At 43.0% G+C, this 16,461-nt stretch carries 16 protein-coding genes; 12 read left to right on the top strand and 4 right to left on the bottom strand.

The features are described from left to right. Window position 1 precedes the first annotated feature (1 nt). From ACOSVQ_RS14925 to modC, 6 genes are all read left to right on the top strand, one after another. Entirely contained in the window at window positions 2–295 is a 294-nt protein-coding gene (locus ACOSVQ_RS14925) for a nitrogenase-stabilizing/protective protein NifW (protein WP_102962332.1), read from the top strand. A gap of 11 nt (window positions 296–306) precedes the next feature. Continuing rightward, complete coding sequence (locus tag ACOSVQ_RS14920) at window positions 307–768, top strand: nitrogen fixation protein NifZ (protein ID WP_491983298.1); 462 nt, start codon at window positions 307–309, stop codon at window positions 766–768. Between the two features lie 14 nt (window positions 769–782). After that, a complete protein-coding gene (locus tag ACOSVQ_RS14915) occupies window positions 783–1,628 on the top strand; it encodes a peptidylprolyl isomerase (RefSeq protein WP_491983297.1) in 846 nt (281 codons plus the stop codon). A gap of 113 nt (window positions 1,629–1,741) precedes the next feature. Next, window positions 1,742–2,506, top strand: a complete 765-nt coding sequence (gene modA, locus ACOSVQ_RS14910; RefSeq protein ID WP_491983296.1) for a molybdate ABC transporter substrate-binding protein — start codon at window positions 1,742–1,744, stop codon at window positions 2,504–2,506. Window positions 2,507–2,542: 36 nt separating this feature from the next. Continuing rightward, entirely contained in the window at window positions 2,543–3,220 is a 678-nt protein-coding gene (modB, locus tag ACOSVQ_RS14905; RefSeq protein ID WP_491983295.1) for a molybdate ABC transporter permease subunit, read from the top strand. A gap of 6 nt (window positions 3,221–3,226) precedes the next feature. Next, on the top strand, window positions 3,227–4,324 hold the full coding sequence (gene modC / locus ACOSVQ_RS14900) for a molybdenum ABC transporter ATP-binding protein (RefSeq protein WP_491983294.1): 1,098 nt from the start codon (window positions 3,227–3,229) through the stop codon (window positions 4,322–4,324). Between the two features lie 111 nt (window positions 4,325–4,435). Here the strand turns inward: modC and ACOSVQ_RS14895 are convergent, their stop codons facing one another. Both ACOSVQ_RS14895 and ACOSVQ_RS14890 read right to left on the bottom strand, forming a co-directional pair. Then, window positions 4,436–5,851: a GGDEF domain-containing protein gene (locus ACOSVQ_RS14895; RefSeq protein WP_491983293.1), complete on the bottom strand. Its 1,416-nt coding sequence runs from the start codon at window positions 5,849–5,851 to the stop codon at window positions 4,436–4,438. Then, on the bottom strand, window positions 5,844–7,907 hold the full coding sequence (locus tag ACOSVQ_RS14890; protein ID WP_491983292.1) for an EAL domain-containing protein: 2,064 nt from the start codon (window positions 7,905–7,907) through the stop codon (window positions 5,844–5,846). The genes ACOSVQ_RS14895 and ACOSVQ_RS14890 overlap by 8 nt, the downstream gene beginning before the upstream one ends. A 209-nt stretch (window positions 7,908–8,116) precedes the next feature. Here ACOSVQ_RS14890 and ACOSVQ_RS14885 point away from each other — a divergent pair, with 209 nt between their 5' ends. Further along, window positions 8,117–8,632, top strand: coding sequence for a GNAT family N-acetyltransferase (locus tag ACOSVQ_RS14885; RefSeq protein ID WP_491983291.1), 516 nt, complete (start codon window positions 8,117–8,119; stop codon window positions 8,630–8,632). 24 nt (window positions 8,633–8,656) lie between these two features. Here ACOSVQ_RS14885 and ACOSVQ_RS14880 read toward each other — a convergent pair whose 3' ends face one another. Next, on the bottom strand, window positions 8,657–9,565 hold the full coding sequence (locus ACOSVQ_RS14880; RefSeq protein WP_491983290.1) for a DMT family transporter: 909 nt from the start codon (window positions 9,563–9,565) through the stop codon (window positions 8,657–8,659). 97 nt (window positions 9,566–9,662) lie between these two features. Here ACOSVQ_RS14880 and ACOSVQ_RS14875 point away from each other — a divergent pair, with 97 nt between their 5' ends. Further along, the gene (locus ACOSVQ_RS14875; protein WP_491983289.1) at window positions 9,663–10,583 is read left to right on the top strand and encodes a LysR family transcriptional regulator; all 921 of its coding nucleotides are present in this window, start codon (window positions 9,663–9,665) and stop codon (window positions 10,581–10,583) included. 110 nt (window positions 10,584–10,693) lie between these two features. Next, window positions 10,694–11,251: a class IV adenylate cyclase gene (cyaB, locus tag ACOSVQ_RS14870; protein WP_491983288.1), complete on the top strand. Its 558-nt coding sequence runs from the start codon at window positions 10,694–10,696 to the stop codon at window positions 11,249–11,251. A gap of 22 nt (window positions 11,252–11,273) precedes the next feature. Here cyaB and ACOSVQ_RS14865 read toward each other — a convergent pair whose 3' ends face one another. Beyond that, window positions 11,274–12,137 (bottom strand): MurR/RpiR family transcriptional regulator, encoded by an 864-nt coding sequence (locus ACOSVQ_RS14865; protein ID WP_491983287.1) that lies wholly within the window; start codon window positions 12,135–12,137, stop codon window positions 11,274–11,276. Between the two features lie 238 nt (window positions 12,138–12,375). Here ACOSVQ_RS14865 and murQ point away from each other — a divergent pair, with 238 nt between their 5' ends. The 3 genes from murQ (at window position 12,376) to ACOSVQ_RS14850 (ending at window position 16,382) form a co-directional block, all read left to right on the top strand. Then, complete coding sequence (gene murQ / locus ACOSVQ_RS14860; protein ID WP_491983286.1) at window positions 12,376–13,278, top strand: N-acetylmuramic acid 6-phosphate etherase; 903 nt, start codon at window positions 12,376–12,378, stop codon at window positions 13,276–13,278. Window positions 13,279–13,304: 26 nt separating this feature from the next. After that, a complete protein-coding gene (murP, locus tag ACOSVQ_RS14855) occupies window positions 13,305–14,750 on the top strand; it encodes a PTS N-acetylmuramic acid transporter subunit IIBC (RefSeq protein ID WP_491983285.1) in 1,446 nt (481 codons plus the stop codon). A gap of 123 nt (window positions 14,751–14,873) precedes the next feature. Then, on the top strand, window positions 14,874–16,382 hold the full coding sequence (locus tag ACOSVQ_RS14850; RefSeq protein ID WP_491983284.1) for an MFS transporter: 1,509 nt from the start codon (window positions 14,874–14,876) through the stop codon (window positions 16,380–16,382). Window positions 16,383–16,461: the final 79 nt, after the last annotated feature.

Raw genomic sequence — 16,461 nt, 5'->3', positions numbered from 1 at the left:
TATGTATTTAGAGTTAGAGAGTGATTTCACCGAGCAACTGGCGTTGTTGGAAACCGCAGAAGATTTTCTCGACTACTTCGTTGTGGATTACGATCCAGAGCTGGTGGAGAAAAAACATATACCACTGCTGCGCTTGTTTCAGAAGTTATTGGCTTGCAAACCAAACGCTGATTACGCCACTTATCAGAAGTCGCTTCGCTTAGCTTATAAGCAAATCAGCCTAGGGCATGAGCCTATGATCTCGGCAGGAGGTTGCGCGAGCTGTGCCTCCGATTGCAGTGAATCTGGTGAATAGGAGTGAACGAAATGGACATGGATTACGGCTCCGACACAGTGCGTTTTGCTCCAGGAAGCGAAGTTAGAATTGTGCGTAATATCCGTAATGACGGTAGCTTTCAGGACTTTGCTAAAGGGGACTTGTTAGTGGAAGCAGGAAGCGTCGGCATTGTTCGTAGCTACGGATATTTCTTGCAAATACAGGTGATCTACCAGGTATTTATTCCAACGCAAAATCGAGTGATCGGAGTACGAGATAGCGAAGTGATCGATGCTGAATTGGCTTGGGTTCCATGTCATTTTCGCTCATTAGACAAAGCCAAACTGACCTGTAGCCTACGTATGTTTGGTGAACCATTAGCCAACAAGGGCGATGTGATTGAGGTTCACCGAGTCTATCGAGACTTAGAAGATGGCACGGTGAGTTTCGAAGTTAAATTTGGTGCGCATTTAGTCAAACTCGATTCAACCCGACTGGAGCCTGTCGCTTAATTAGGGAGGAAAGCATGGAAGCTTATCAACGCAATTATTTAACCGCCAAAATCGCCACCGATATGTACAAACTTAACCCTGAATGGCTTTCAAGCATGCAAAGAGTCAAAGTGGATGAGCAAGTTGAACGTCTGTTTCGGGTGCAAAAAGCCATACTTGGTAGCAGCGAAGCCAATCTTGTTTCAGTATCCGCATTCGAAATTGAAGCGGCTTTTGACAAGCTCGTTGAAGGTTATCAATCCCACAGTGAGTTCAAAACTGCAATGCAGGGGCAGCATTTGACAGAAGGCCAGCTCAAGCAGGTTCTAAGTGAAGAACTGAAGTGTGAAAAAGTCATGGAGCTTATTTCTCAAGACATTCCAGAGCTTGAACTTGCAACAGCGATGGAATACTTCAACACCCATCAGAATGAGTTTTCCCGTAGCAATGTGTGGGAAATGAGCCAAATTCTCATCACGGTCAACGACGAATTTTCAGAAAACCACCGCGATGAAGCTTGGCGTCGTATCCATGATATAAAAAAGCAGTGTGAGTACACAGCGTTTGGCACGCTGGCATTGAAGTATTCGGAATGCCCGAGTGCCATGTCTAACGGCTATTTAGGTTGGTGTGAAGAGACCAAACTCTACCCACAAATTGCCGCAAGCCTATTTGATTTGAACAACGGCGAAGTGAGTGAGGTGATTGAGACCGAGCTCGGCTTTCATCTGGTGCGTGTGCATCAACATAAGGGCGCTAGAACCGCTACGTTTGAAGAGGCTTATCCGTTTTTGCAAAGAAAGCATGAGCAACGTGCGCGCCAATTTTTGCAAAAGCAGTGGATTAGCCAGTTATTGCACTCTGATCCACTGTGCAGTTGAAGCTCTATTTTTCTTTTTGCCCCTGTTTCTTTTAGGCAGTGACAGCGAGGTTGCAGGTTAGAAAGATATCTCTTTGAAGCTTCGTTTTTTGATGTTTAGGTAAGGATAAATAAATGAAAGGAATTCATCGCGCTATTGTCGGTTTTATTGTGCGTTCACTCTGTTTTGTCAGCCTGATGTTGGGCTCGTTATCTGTTCATGCAGAAGATGGCATCTTAGCGGTTGCCAATAACTTTTATGGACCGATTCAGATGCTGGTAGAAGATTTTGCTAAAGTGTCGGGGTTTCAGTTGAATGTCAGTACAGGTTCTACAGGGCAGTTGTATGCTCAAATTGTAAACGGCGCTCCGTTTGATCTGTTTCTTGCTGCAGATACCGTTCGCCCTGAAAAATTGGTCAATGAAGGCTTGGGTTTCGAGCAGTTTGTTTATGCGAAAGGGGTATTGGTACTGTGGTCAAATGAAGCTAACTATGACGTAAAACAGCACATGCTGTCAGGTGATTACACCCACTTCGCCATTGCCGACCCTAAACTTGCGCCGTACGGTTTGGCGGCTCAACAAGCGCTAACCAAAATGGGATTATGGGAGAGCATGACGCCGAAAATTGTGATGGGTAAAGGCTTGAATCCTACTTATCAATTTCTCTCTACTGGCAACGCGCAGTTAGGGATGGTGGCTAAATCTCAAGTGTTCAAAAATGGTCAGTACATAGGCGGTTCATTCTGGGAAGTTCCGGAATCCGATTATGAACCAATTGAACAGGCTGCGGTAACGCTCAAATCCGGTGTTGATAAAGCCGCAATTGATGCTTTCCTTGAATACTATTCAACGGAGCGCGCACAGAAAATTGTCTCTAGCTTTGGCTACTTGCAGTAGTGAATTAAGCGGCACGGAAGACAGAGGCAAAGCGCTATGTTAGTCGTCGATACGGTGGTGATAACAACCACACTCAAACTAGCCTTTGTGGTTATGGTGACACTGCTACTGATTGGTGTCCCAATCGCGTGGTGGCTCTGCCATTCTGGTTCACGCGTGAAAGGTGTCGTAGAAGCAGTGTTGATGTTGCCATTAGTCTTGCCACCTACCGTTCTAGGTTTTTATCTGCTTTTGTTGTTGGGACCGGTTGGTTGGGTTGGAAGAGCTTTAAATCAACTTGGCGTTGCTCAACTGCCCTTTACGTTCACAGGCATTGCCATCGCCTGTACCTTACATTCGTTTCCTTTTGTTATTCAGCCTCTTAAAAATTCATTTCTCGCTATTGGTCGAAGACCGATGGAAGTGGCCGCCACACTTCGAGCTTCTCCAATTGACACTTTTTTCAACGTCACCTTGCCCTTGGCTTGGCCGGGAGTTTTTTCCGCTGCCATCATGGGTTTTTGTCATACCCTCGGCGAGTTTGGCGTGGTGTTAATGATAGGCGGGAACATTCCGGGACAGACTCGGGTTATGTCGGTTGAAATCTACAACAATGTCGAAGCATTGGAATATCTGAATGCGCATATCTTGTCTGGCGGGTTAGTGGCATTTTCATTTGTCGCTTTGTTGCTGATTCATTGGTTAAACCAAAAACATCAGCAAAGGCTAGGGTAGATGCCTATGTCTGTCTCTAGGTCTAGGTCGCACATTACCGCAGAGTTAACTATTCGTTATGCGGATTTCAGTTTGGACGCCAACCTGACTCTACCCGCGCAGGGCATCACCGTATTCTTTGGTCATTCTGGCTGCGGAAAGACCACCTGCCTTAGAGCCATTGCTGGGTTAGAAAAATTGGATCAGGGCAAAGTGTCTGTTGCGGGAGAGGTGTGGCAATGCAGTGATAGCCAACAATTTGTGCCTACTTATAAGCGCGATTTAGGCTATGTGTTTCAAGAGCCGGGACTGTTTCCCCATCTAACAGTGGAAGCGAACTTGCAGTTCGGTGCAAAACGTATTGCGGTCAATAAGCGGCACGTCAGTTTTGATGAAGTGACAGAACTTCTGGGTATCACTCCGCTGTTAAATCGCTATCCGGCTCAGCTCTCTGGTGGGGAAAAGCAGCGCGTTGCGATAGGAAGAGCTCTGCTAACAAGCCCTAAACTTCTATTGATGGATGAGCCTCTATCGGCACTCGATCAACCCCGCAAACAGGAGTTTTTGCCTTATCTTGAACGTCTGCATCGAGAATTAGATCTGCCTATTCTCTACGTCACTCATTCCATGCAAGAACTGGCACGACTCGCGGATCACATTGTGTTGTTTGATAAAGGATCGATACTGGCGAGTGGCAGTGCCTACAGCATTATGTCTGACCCCAAATTTGATGCATTGTTCGGCGATGAAATTGGCAGTGTGTTTGATACCAAAGTGGTTGCGATGCATGAAAATCGGATGACTGAACTGGATTGTGACGGCTTAACCATATGGGCGGTAGGATACATTGCCGAGCAGGGTGTTACTTATCGCTGTCGTATTCTGGCATCCGATGTAGGGCTTTCTCTTGAAGAACCTAAGTTTTCCACAGTGCTAAACCGCTTTCGCGCCACCATCATCGATATTCAGACCACTCTTGCCGAAGATGGACAGGCGCTGGTGGTGTTAGAGCTGGAAAATCAACAGCGTCTGCTCTCTAAAATCACGCTCAAATCGCTGTACGAACTGAACCTCACCCAAGGCTTAAAGGTGTGGGCGTTAGTGAAATCCGTCGCGCTGTCTTGAGGAGAAACAAACTTACGGTTAAGCAAACTCAAGGAGAAAAAGCGTTCGAAGTGAACGCGTTGCTACTAGGCTTTAGATGTTATTTCATAAATCAGACGTTATATCAGATGGTTAGCAACTGGCGTTGATGCTGTCATTATAAAGACTCTTGGTACTTGAGCTCGAATAAACCTGAACATTATTTCTACCGAGACTCTTTGCCAGATATAACGCATCATCGGCTTCTTTGTACGTTTCCTCTACACAACCGTCTGCTATGAGTGAAGATACACCGCTACTAATGGTAACTTGTATTTCATAAGGGCTGCATTGGTGGATATACCCCTCAATCTTCGCTTTCAACTTACTCGCTAACATATAGGCCGCAGAAAGATCTGTTTGCGGCGCGATTACTATGAATTCTTCCCCGCCAAGTCGAGCTGCAAAATCTGAATCTCGAGTATGTTTAGTCAGCAATTTTCCGACATTGATAAGGATTTGATCGCCAATAGGGTGCCCATAGGTGTCATTGATTTTCTTAAAAAAATCAATGTCTATGAGGATTACACTACATAGCGAATAGTAACGAGACACTTCCTTTTGCTTCTGAACCAGAAACTGTATTGCAGCTCGTCGATTGGGCAACTTAGTGAGCTCATCTTGTTCAGCGATCTCTTTAAGTTGATGCACAAGGTCGTCGGTTTTGTTCGCTAAGTAACATATCGAGTTCTTTACAGGAAGCAGTTCTTCGAATACTTCATTTTCGAGCTCTGCGTGATATTCACCATGGGCTATTTTTTCACTCCAGTCAGAGATTGCCACAATGTTTGATAGAACCAGCTTCAACACTCGTTTATAGAAAATAATGATGAACAACGCCACTGCGATAATTAAAAAGCAGATGGTAATGTTTAATATTCTTTGAATGTATATCTTTGAATCTGTCTGCAATGTTAAGCGATGCTTTATATTTGAATCCAAGGTAAATATTTTTTCGGATAGCTCAAGTCTTTTATCTAGGTAGTATTTACCATTCATCATGGCTTTAGCGGCAAGCACATCGTTTGCATCATATCTTTTCAATATATTGTTTTCATAAGCGAATAAGAGATCATAGATATCTTTGATATCAAACAGTAAGGCTATTTCATAGTCATCAGCATTGAGGCTCTTGTAGTAGTCTATTGGCTGGTAGACGTTGCTTCTTTTTGGCTCGTAATTGATATTTGAGTCCAGTGCAGAAAAATAGTAGTGATATTCCTCAGTCCAAGAGCGTTTATGCATTCTCATATCAGCAATTTTATGAAATATTTTTTTGTACTTTTTGTCGCCGGTATAGATGTAAAGGCGAATAGCAGTGGTACTGTCATCCATCATTTTTTGCATTGACAGGGTTACGCGAGTCAACTCTTTCGCTTCAACTCGCGAATTCACATCTCTTCCTTCCAGATAGTAGTTGATATGTTGGATTGCGAAGACCAATGAAAGCGTAATGATGACCAACCAGTTTCCAGTTGAAATAGTTTGAGCAAAATTTCTTTTAGGCATGGGAAAGAGCCTTATTGGTTATATCAATTTCATTTATGATCAACTCAATTGGTTTCGCGACGGACAAGTTAAATCCTTGGATGCTACTATTTGGTAGATTGGAAATTGATTTGAGATGGTCGCTTGTTTCAACACCTTCTAATACGATATTTAATCCGGTTTCAGCTGCAAAGTTAATTGCCGATTTAGTGAAGTTATAATAATTTTTATTCTTGTCGATTTTGTTAATTATTTCTAAAGGAACTTTTATTTCATCAACAGGCAACTCACATACATATTTCAGTGATGATTGTCCAATGCCAACCGAACTAATAGAAAATTTAATACCAAGATCCCGTAGATCGTTCATAACAACAGAAATTGGCTCCATATCCTGAAAATCAATTTGCTTTGCGATATCGAAAATAATTTTGTTCGGTTCTATTTGATATTGTTTGATTAGATCGCGAATAAACTTTGTAAAGTTAACTTGCAGTAGCTCTGATGGCAGAATATTCACAGTCATAGTCACGTCCTTTAGCTTCTTCATATCTCTTAATGCTGTGCTGATAACGTGTGTTCCGATGCTGTTTAAAATGCCCTTCTTTTCGGCAAGTGTTATGAATTCATCAGGGGAGACATTGCCATACTTTTTGTTATTCCATCGAACTAATGCTTCCACACCAGAGATTCTGTTTGTACTCGTGCAAAATTGCGGCTGATAATGAACTTTCAACTCCGCATTTTGTATGGCGGACATAAGTTCGACTGACAAACCTAATTCTCTATTTCGAATGGTGTTAATTTCTGTATTGTAGTAAGTGTGATTTAACTTTCTTAGTCGTGCTATTTTTAACGCATATTCACCCTTGTCCAACACATCTTCAATCGAGTCAAAATTTACGTTTATCTCAGTAGTTGAACACTTAAATAATATTTTCGTAGCATTACCGCACAGAATGATGCTGTTTAGTTCATTGCTAATTTTTTTGGTTAAATTATTCATCTCTTCATTTGTCATTACTTTGGTAAATAAAACGAATCGGTCATAATCTATATGAAACAAACTGTGGTGTGTTAGATTCAGTTTTGTCAGGCAGCTATAGAATTCTTTCAGCATCGATACTCTACAGTTACAACCAGCCATGAGACTGTTTTGGTTTAAATTATCAATCTCGAATAAATGAACCTGATATTTGCTATTGTTTTTAAGAAGTTTTAGCTTCCTTATATAAGAGGTAAATGCTCGTTTGTTGAGCATGCCTGTTACTGGGTCTCTGCTGAGGTGATTATTTATATCTCTTAAGGCAACATCGATTTTGGTTTTTTCTTTTTTTACAATCTCATCATTTTTATTTATCTGTAACTCTATCCACAAATTAGAAACTGTCGCAATAAAAATAGAAAGTAAAATTAGAGTTATGTTTAGTATTAATATGTTTGATTTGTTCTGGTTAATTAATCTGTTTATCTTCTGAACAAAATCATCTGATTTAATTTTAATGCTTTTGCTAAGATATCCACTGCCTATAGTCATCTTCCATTCTGGTAAGTAGACCACATAGCTTTGTTTAATGTTTTCGTCATCCATGTCTAAGCTGTGAATGGGTTTGTTATCATAAATAACCCAATTCTCACCGGCTTCAATCGTATCTTTAATGATAGATATAATATGTTGATAATGGTTGTTATATTTTTTTATGCTCTCAACATCTTCATGAACAATTACATTCCATTCTTCATCTAAAGCGAAGATATATTCTTGACTGTTTTTATTATAATTATTTAATACCGACGTTGCATATTTTATTAAGTGTTCAGGTATTTCTCTAGAACTAATGTTATTTTCAGATTTTATCGATTCTAATATTCTTAAAACAAAGTTAATTTCATTCTGAAGTTGTTTTTGTTGAATGTTAGCATATTCATTTCTTATTATTTTATTCGATGGTTCTATGACTTTACTAGAAATATAAATGTAATTAATAAGTAGTGAGATAATGATTAGACCAACGAAAGAATATAGAATCTTCGTTATTCGGTCAGAATAAATGTTATTGCCCTGAGTTAAATTCATCGATTGGTTTCTCTAAATTTGTAGTTATGATTGGAACCAAGATCACGTAAATGTGACACTTTGATGACGCATGTTACACGTGACGGTTTAATTTTATGTCGGTGAATTCCGTATCGAATGTAGGAAAAATCTCTCTCGATTGGGGTTGTCTGTATGAACTCAGTTTTACAATTTAGTGTTTGGAGCTTAAAAGGGGCTTAGGGAAAGAAATGATTAAAGCGGAAACAGAGCAGCAACGTGATTTAAACGCCCAATTGATTGCATTTGAGCCTCAGCATTATTCATTACTGATTAAATGGATCGATTCAGACGAGTTGAATTACCTTTGGGGTGGACCTCAGTTTGAATACCCGCTAACGGTTGAGCAACTTGAAACGCACTATGGAGAACAGGCACCCACACCGTTTTTACTCGTGGTGAATGGCGAAATGGTGGGTTTTATTGAGCTGTTTAAAGTGTCGGATTGCGAACAAAGGTTGTGTCGAGTGTTTATTCACCCGACATGTCGCGGTAAAGGTTATGCTGTCACTATGCTCGAGCTAGCGATCAGCAAGGCCAAAATGGTTGATGGACCACAAACCCTCTCGCTCGCGGTTTTCGCGCACAATCATTCAGCGATTGCTTGCTATGAAAAACTGGGTTTTAAGCCTTATGAAACAGTCAGTGGCTTACGTTACTTCAAAGGTAAGAACTGGGACCTGATCAGAATGTCCCAGCAATTATGATGTGGGCTAAGTGACTCAAGAGCTTTAAATCTTGTCTGGTTTGTTGACCGATGCAGCCAACACCGAAGCCAGCAAAATCGACGCGCCCAACCATTGAACGTAGGTCAACGTTTCGTTTAACCACATCATTGAGAAGATGGCTCCGAATAGAGGTTCACTTCCCATCAGCAGTGACGCTTTCGTGGGTGATATTTTCCTTACCGCGTAGTTCTGCGCATAGAAAGCAAAAAGGGTACAAAACAGCACCAGAAAAGCCGTAATTAGCCAGAACTCTCTATCGTAAGGGATTTGGCTGGCGGGTGCTTTTGTGATTAAAGCACCGACTAAATAAGCACTAAATGCAACGACGAAGGCTTGGAAACAGGTTAACGCTGTATTGGTTATCTGCTTTTTGTCTGTGAGCTTTTTGGTCATGGTTACCATTAGAGCTCTCAGAGCTGCGGCAGTGAGAATGCAGAGATCACCACTGTTAAGTGAGATACCTAAATCTTGATGGTATGTCAGAAGCAACACACCGAGGGTACTGATCACCGAGAGTAATATCAGGCTTTGGCTTGGTTTGTTTTTGCTGAGCAGACTATCGACCAAGGCAGTAAATATCACATTCAAACTAATGAGGAAGGCAGCATTAGAAGCGGTTGTTTGAGATACACCGTAGACTTCAAAAAAGAATATCAGTGCCAAAATTGCGCCCGTTGGAAGCGCCACTTTCCAATCCTTGTTTTTGCCTTGCTTAAAATCTTTTGCGACTACAGGAAGAAGCAGAAGGAACGTGAGCCCAAATCGAATAGCAATAAATAAAGAGATAGTTGTAAAAGCGATGGCGCTTTTGGTTAATCCATAGCTGGTGCCCCACACAATCGCTACCATGAGTAGTAAAAGCTCAGGCATGGTCACCAATGAAATGCTTCTTTTAATCACTAAACTCGACACTGTGTTGTTCCTTTTCTGTACATCCAAATTGACTGGATCACTATCCACTAGTACGTTATTTGGAACAATAGAAGGATATGCAAAGGATTTTTGCACTATGGACACGAATAAGCTGATTACTTTGTTGCCTGAGATGGCGACATTTGTAGTGGTGATTGAAGAGGAAAGTTTTTCTAAAGCAGCAGAAAGGCTTGGCGTTGCTCCTTCCTCGGTGAGCCGATCTATCTCAAAACTGGAAAGCGCGCTGAACAAAAAGCTACTGGAGCGCACGACTCGCAACATGCGCCTAAGTAACTCTGGCGAGCAAATCTATAGTTTATGCGTTGATATGCTCAAATCAGCTCGTTTGGCGATAGATGCTGCATTTTCTACGCAAGATGAAGTGTCAGGAGAGATTCGAATCGCGGCTCCAAGAGCGTTTTCAAGCCAAGTGCTTTCACCGATTATTCTCGATTTTTTGCAGCAATACCCAAAAGTCACTGTGCATTTCATTGTTGAAGACCACTTTATCGATCCAGTCGGGCATGAAGTGGATATGATCATCCACATTACTGAAAAACCCGTTGAAGGCTTGGTCGCTAAAGTGCTGGGTTCGAACCGACTGGTGTTATGCGCCAGTGCTGAGTATCTATCCGCACATGGTTATCCTGCTGAACCTGAAGATCTGGTTAAACACCAATGTATTCGTTTGGGGGAATCTACATTTGACCGTAAGTGGGAGTTTCGCAAAGATCAGACAATCCGCACTGTGACTGTAGACGGTCGACTTGCAGTGAACCACACCCACATTCGTAAAGATGCAGTGTTGCGTGGAATGGGCATTTCAATATTTCCTGAGTTTTCTATTGCCAAACTTGTGCAGTCAGGCGCGGTGGTAGAGTTGTTTCCTGACTGGGAAATTTTGAGTCGTTATCAAGGGCAAATCATTGCTCAATACCCTCAATCGCGCTTTATTCCTAACCAGTTAAAAGTGTTAGTGGAGTATCTACAGAGTCGATTGAGTGTTGCAAAAACATAACTTTGTTAATCCGCTAGCTAAATGGTACGAGTTTCTTTCTCTACAGCAGTACAGTTCATTCTCTTTACTGTTAGGTGTTAGAATCGCGTTTTTCTTAAAGAAGTATTCCCATGAGCAGTGACCACTTTAAAGGCAAATACGAAGTCGAATTGAAATTTAGGCTCTCTTCGAAAGACAATTTTCTTCAGATACTCAAACGCCTGCCGCATGAAATCATGTTGGAAGACAATACAGAAAGTGACTGTTTTTTTGATACTCCGGATCATGTACTTCAAGCACAAAATAAAAGCTTATGCATTCGCACTATGGAGCCTTCTGGGATCAAGTTATGGATAGTCAAAGGCCCTGAAGCAGACCGATGTGAAGCGACCAATATTAGCGATGCCGACAGCGCTAAGAGTATGCTAGAAAACTTAGGTTATCGTGTCAGTATGCAAGCGACCAAAACCCGCAGTATTTACTTTGTCGATAACTTCCACATTACGGTTGATTCATTGGCAGGCATTGGTGAGTTCGCGGAATTTGCGATCATGACTGATGATGAAAGCAAGCTCGAAACTTATCGCCACGAGCTCTTGAAATTAGCCAGTCAGTTTGGTCTGTCAGAGGTCGATTTGGAGTTCAAATCGTACAAACAGATGTTTATAGATCTTCAGGCTGGTTCTTAAAATCTTTTTAAACCAACAGGTTCTAAAGTATCTGGCGAATGTCCGAAGAAATATCACTGATCATCTGTCTGGCACTTTCGTCTCGAAGCTGAACCAGATAGATGAACAGAAGATCGGTTATCACGTTCTGTGCACATCTTGATGCAATAGCCGAGCTGCGGTTTTCTACTTCATCGGCAATGGTATCGAAGGTTATATCTGCGATGCGTCGTAGCTTACTTTTATTGGCTGAGCTGATGTTGGGTGAACTAAGTGCAATCACTTTGGCGCCTTGTTCCTTGGCGGCTTCAGCGGCGACCAGAATTTCTTTGCGCTCTCCGGAAAAGGAAATCGCTATTTGAACATCTTTTTCTGTCAGGGTTCGAGCAACCGCAATTTGCACATGGCTGTCTTGTTCAGTTAAGGCTGTGATACCGAGCTTTAACAACTTATAGCCGAGATCTTTTGCCGTCAGCGCTGAACCTCCGATGCCGACGATTTGAACTGCGCGAGCCTCATTCAGCCATTGCGCAGCTTGATTACAGGCATCAAAAGAGAGTGCATTGGTGGTCTGAATCATTGCTTCGGTTTTTGATTTAATCAGTTTCTGGGCAATTACCGCCAGTGGATCGTCAGCAAATATTCCGCTATGCAATGGTGTAGCTGATATCGCCTGTTTGCGACCGATTTCTTCCGACAACGCGAGCTTAAATTCGCTATATCCTTTAAAGCCTATTTTCTGAGTGAATTTGACGATAGTCGACTGGCTCACTTGCGCTTCTTGTGCCAGTTCCTGACTGGTCATGTACGCCGCTTTTGCTGCATTTTCGATGACCCAATCGGCGACAAGGCGACCACTTTGTGAAAGTTGACTGCGTCTAGCGATAATTTTATTGGTTACAGACATAACGAAAACTCAATTATTTTGAATAAATTATTCCAAATTGGAAATAATAACTACTGATTGTACCTTAATGTTTTTATTTGATTATTTTCTTAGTTATTCAATGTGTATGACTCTTTTGCCACAAATTATTCCACAGTTTTGCTGGTTAAAGAATAACCTTAACTGTGATTTTTGTCACCTTAAAGGAATATTTTATTCCATAGAATCCCCCTCAGATAATCCCATCGAGTAATGCCTAATGAAAATTGATTTAAGTCGATTGACTACTGAAAGCCGTAATCCAGCAAGTGCTGAGATTGATACCCTTTCAACCACTGACATGCTGAAAGTGATCAACCAAGAAGACCAAAAAGTTGCGTTGGCAGTAGAAGCGGTACTTCCGCAGATTGCTCAAGCTGTGGATGCGATTACCGCGGCATTTGCACAAGGTGGCAGACTGATTTACATGGGTGCGGGTACTTCAGGTCGCTTGGGCATTCTAGATGCGAGTGAGTGTCCTCCAACTTATGGCACTTCTCCGGATATGGTTGTCGGTCTGATTGCTGGCGGTCATCAAGCGATTCTCAAAGCAGTAGAAAACGCAGAAGACAACCGAGAATTGGCACAAAGCGATTTAAAAGCGCTGAACTTAACTAATAAAGATGTGGTGGTGGGTATCGCAGCAAGTGGTCGCACCCCTTATGTGTTGGGTGGTTTAGAGTACGCGACACAAGTGGGTGCAACGACGGTATCTGTGGCGTGCAACCCTGTTTGTGCAATGGCTGACGCGGCGCAAATTGCGATTCTGCCAATTGTTGGTGCGGAAGTGGTGACGGGTTCGTCGCGCATGAAGGCGGGTACAGCACAAAAGCTGGTACTGAACATGCTGACAACAGGCGCGATGATTCGCAGCGGTAAAGTGTTTGGCAACCTGATGGTGGATGTGGAAGCAACCAACGCCAAGCTTATCCAACGCCAAACCAACATTGTGGTGGAAGCGACAGGCGCATCAAGTGAAGAAGCGGAACAAGCACTTAACGAATGTGGTCGTCACTGCAAAACCGCCATTCTAATGATTCTTTCAGGACTGGATGCTAAACAGGCAACAGCCAAACTTCAGCAGCACAAGGGTTTTATTCGCGCTGCACTTAACGATAAATAATTTCTCTGCTGATTAAGGACACTTTTATGGCAAAGATTACCGAAACAATGATATCGCAGATTCTCTCTGCGGTGGGTGGTAGCAGTAATGTCAGCAAATGCGGCAACTGTATGACCCGTCTTCGTTTAACTCTGGCGAATAACTCAGTGGCAGAGCAAGCGACGATCAAACAAATTCCTGGCGTATTAGGCGTGGTGGAAAGTGATGAGCAGTTCCAAATCATCCTTGGCCCGGGTAAAGCACAGCAAGCAGCCGATTTGATGAACCAGCTCATCGACAGTTTAACCTCTGGCGGTGAAGCGCCTGCACATCAAGATTTATCTTCGATTGCCGCAGAGCAGAAGAAGCAGGTAAAAAGTAAACAAACCAGTTCAGTGCAACGTTTTCTCAGCAAATTTGCGACTATTTTTACTCCGCTGATCCCTGGTTTTATCGCTGCGGGTTTACTGCTTGGCTTTGCGACTTTGTTAGAGCAAATCTTCGTTATCGGTCAAGAGCCCAGCCAGTTTATGGTTGACTTGATTGCCTACATGAAGGTGTTCGGTAAAGGTCTGTTTGCCTTCCTAAGTATTCTGATTGGTTACAACGCTCAGCAGGCATTTGGTGGCTCAGGCGTTAACGGTGCGATCCTCGCTTCACTGTTTGTGCTTGGTTATAACCCAGAAGCGACTTCTGGCATTTATTCCGGTATGAGTGAGTTCTTCGGTTACACCATTGATCCGCGCGGTAACATCATCGGTGTTTTGCTTGCTGCAATTATTGGTGCGCAGGTTGAACGTAGAGTCCGTCGTTTTATGCCAGATTCGTTGGATATGATCCTTACCTCGGTGTTCACACTGCTTATCATGGGTGTGGTAACTTACGTTGTCATTATGCCTATTGGTGGCGAGCTGTTTAAGGGCATGTCTTGGTTATTCCTGAATCTGAATGACAACCCTATTGGCGCGGCAATTTTGGCAGGTCTGTTCCTGATTTCAGTGGTGTTCGGTATTCACCAAGGCTTTGTGCCTGTCTATTTTGCATTAATGGAAGCTCAGGGCTTTAACTCTCTGTTCCCGATTCTTGCAATGGCGGGTGGCGGTCAGGTCGGTGCGGCATTGGCTCTGTATGTGAAAGCGAAGAAAGAAGCAGTACTGCGTACCCAGATTAAAGGTGCGATTATTCCGGGTATCTTGGGTATCGGTGAACCGTTGATTTACGGTGTGACACTGCCTCGCGTGAAACCGTTCGTGACGGCGTGTATTGGTGGTGCAGCTGGTGGCTTCTTTATCGGTCTGGTCTCTTACCTAGGATTACCAGTGGGCTTGAACACAGTATTTGGTCCATCGGGTATTGTTGCGATTCCTCTAATGACCTCTCACCACGGTATTTTCACCGGCATGATGGTGTTCGTTACAGGTTTGGTTATCTCTTACATTGTCGGCTTCCTGAGCACTTACTTCTTCGGCAGCAAAGACATCGATTTAAGCTGATTCATTCACCCCTATAGGAATGAAATAGCGGCGCCTTTGAGAAATCAGAGGCGCTTTTTTTATTCCGGTTTATCGCTTGCACGTTTGTGGAATGCTGTTCATTATGGTGATCTAGATCAATTTATGCAGCTCATCTTTTTCGGCTCAATTTTCATTTTCTCAACATCGGTGTTTTACATGGAAGTACAGAAAACAAACTCGAATCATCTTACGGCGACAGGGCTGATTTTATTGGTAGCGGGGCAGTTGATGCCTCAAATGGATTTCTCGATAGTGAATGTGGCATTGGATTCTATCAGTGTGTCACTCGACGCCAACAAAACACAGCTAGGTCTGCTGGTTTCTCTTTATGGTTTGGCGTTTGCTATCAGCTTGGCAATGAGTGGACGCATGGGTGATCGATACGGTCGCAAAAAACTGTTTATGTATGGCATTGCCAGTTTTGCTGTAGCCTCGTTTCTTTGTGGACTAGCGCCTAATATTCATATGTTGATTGCTGCGCGCGTATTACAGGGCATTGCCGCAGCGATGCTGATGCCGCAAATATTGGCGACCATACATGTGACTTTGCAGGGTGAACGACACTCTAAAGCTATCGGTATTTATGGCTCGGTTGGTGGGCTTTCATTCATCATTGGGCAGATATTTGGTGGTTGGCTTATCTCAACCAACCTGTTTGATTTGGGATGGCGCAGCGTTTTTTACATCAACTTGCCGTTGTGCGCCCTGATTCTTTATTTTGGTCAGAAGTGGATTCCTGAGACCAAAGAAGTGAGCAGTTTAAATCTGGATTGGATTGGTACTGTATTGCTCGCCATCATAGTGACGCTTATTCTGGTGTCCATTTCAGCAGGACCGGATTTTGGTTGGAACTGGTGGGTGTGGTCGCTGCTTATTCTAGCGTTACCACTGATGCTGCTGTTATGGAAAGTCGAAGGGGATAAAGAAGCGAAGCAACAGACGCCTTTGATTCCGCCATCATTGCTTAAACGCCCAACCGTGATTCTTGGTTGCGGCAGTTTGATGCTTCAGGTTGCGTCCTATGGCGGTTACATGTTTGTTGTGGCGCTTACGCTACAGTCTGGCTTTCATATGACTTCATTAGAGTCTGGAAATGCTTTTGTCGGCTTGGGTATCTCTTATTTTGTTGGTTCTCTATACGCAGGAAAACTGGCGAAGTGGTTTACTCATTACGGCTTTACCGGCGTGATTTTGTGTGGCTCGCTGATGAACCTATTTGGATATAGCTATCTGTATGCGGTGATTAGTGACAACGCTGAGTATCTTACTCCTTGGACTATGCTCGCTCCGATGCTGATTATTGGTGTCGGAAATGCGTTTGCCGTAAACAGCTCACTTCGAATTGGTCTTTCGGATATTCCTCAGCAATACGCTGGCGTAGGTAGCGCGTTTATGACGACCTTGCAGCAAACCTCCATCGCCTTGGGTACTGCACTCTGCGCTGCATTTTTTATCCAAAACCTGAATGCGGAAGATGTATTCCATCTCGCTTCATTGAAAGCAGGTTTAGCAACTATTGCCGTGTTTATCTCAGGTTTATTTGTGATTCATGCTCTGAGAGCGATGAAGATCCGTAAGCAATTGAGCGAAGCCAGCTCGCATTTGAGTTGATTTTCATAACCATGAACTAACATCTTTACAGTGTAAAAAGGTGTTCAGAGGATAAAAAAAGAAGCGGCTTATGCCGCTT

It is taken from the genome of Vibrio sp. HM8-C, assembly GCF_058630515.1.
This window is presented reverse-complemented; position numbering and strand designations above follow the sequence as displayed.

Bases quoted from the DNA above. Each gene is read 5' to 3' on its own strand.
- ACOSVQ_RS14925 (WP_102962332.1), top strand. From the start codon at position 2: ATGTATTTAGAGTTAGAGAGTGATTTCACCGAGCAACTGGCGTTGTTG.
- ACOSVQ_RS14920 (WP_491983298.1), top strand. From the start codon at position 307: ATGGACATGGATTACGGCTCCGACACAGTGCGTTTTGCTCCAGGAAGC.
- ACOSVQ_RS14915 (WP_491983297.1), top strand. From the start codon at position 783: ATGGAAGCTTATCAACGCAATTATTTAACCGCCAAAATCGCCACCGAT.
- modA (WP_491983296.1), top strand. From the start codon at position 1,742: ATGAAAGGAATTCATCGCGCTATTGTCGGTTTTATTGTGCGTTCACTC.
- modB (WP_491983295.1), top strand. From the start codon at position 2,543: ATGTTAGTCGTCGATACGGTGGTGATAACAACCACACTCAAACTAGCC.
- modC (WP_491983294.1), top strand. From the start codon at position 3,227: ATGTCTGTCTCTAGGTCTAGGTCGCACATTACCGCAGAGTTAACTATT.
- ACOSVQ_RS14895 (WP_491983293.1), bottom strand. From the start codon at position 5,851: ATGCCTAAAAGAAATTTTGCTCAAACTATTTCAACTGGAAACTGGTTG.
- ACOSVQ_RS14890 (WP_491983292.1), bottom strand. From the start codon at position 7,907: ATGAATTTAACTCAGGGCAATAACATTTATTCTGACCGAATAACGAAG.
- ACOSVQ_RS14885 (WP_491983291.1), top strand. From the start codon at position 8,117: ATGATTAAAGCGGAAACAGAGCAGCAACGTGATTTAAACGCCCAATTG.
- ACOSVQ_RS14875 (WP_491983289.1), top strand. From the start codon at position 9,663: ATGGACACGAATAAGCTGATTACTTTGTTGCCTGAGATGGCGACATTT.
- cyaB (WP_491983288.1), top strand. From the start codon at position 10,694: ATGAGCAGTGACCACTTTAAAGGCAAATACGAAGTCGAATTGAAATTT.
- ACOSVQ_RS14865 (WP_491983287.1), bottom strand. From the start codon at position 12,137: ATGTCTGTAACCAATAAAATTATCGCTAGACGCAGTCAACTTTCACAA.
- murQ (WP_491983286.1), top strand. From the start codon at position 12,376: ATGAAAATTGATTTAAGTCGATTGACTACTGAAAGCCGTAATCCAGCA.
- murP (WP_491983285.1), top strand. From the start codon at position 13,305: ATGGCAAAGATTACCGAAACAATGATATCGCAGATTCTCTCTGCGGTG.
- ACOSVQ_RS14850 (WP_491983284.1), top strand. From the start codon at position 14,874: ATGCAGCTCATCTTTTTCGGCTCAATTTTCATTTTCTCAACATCGGTG.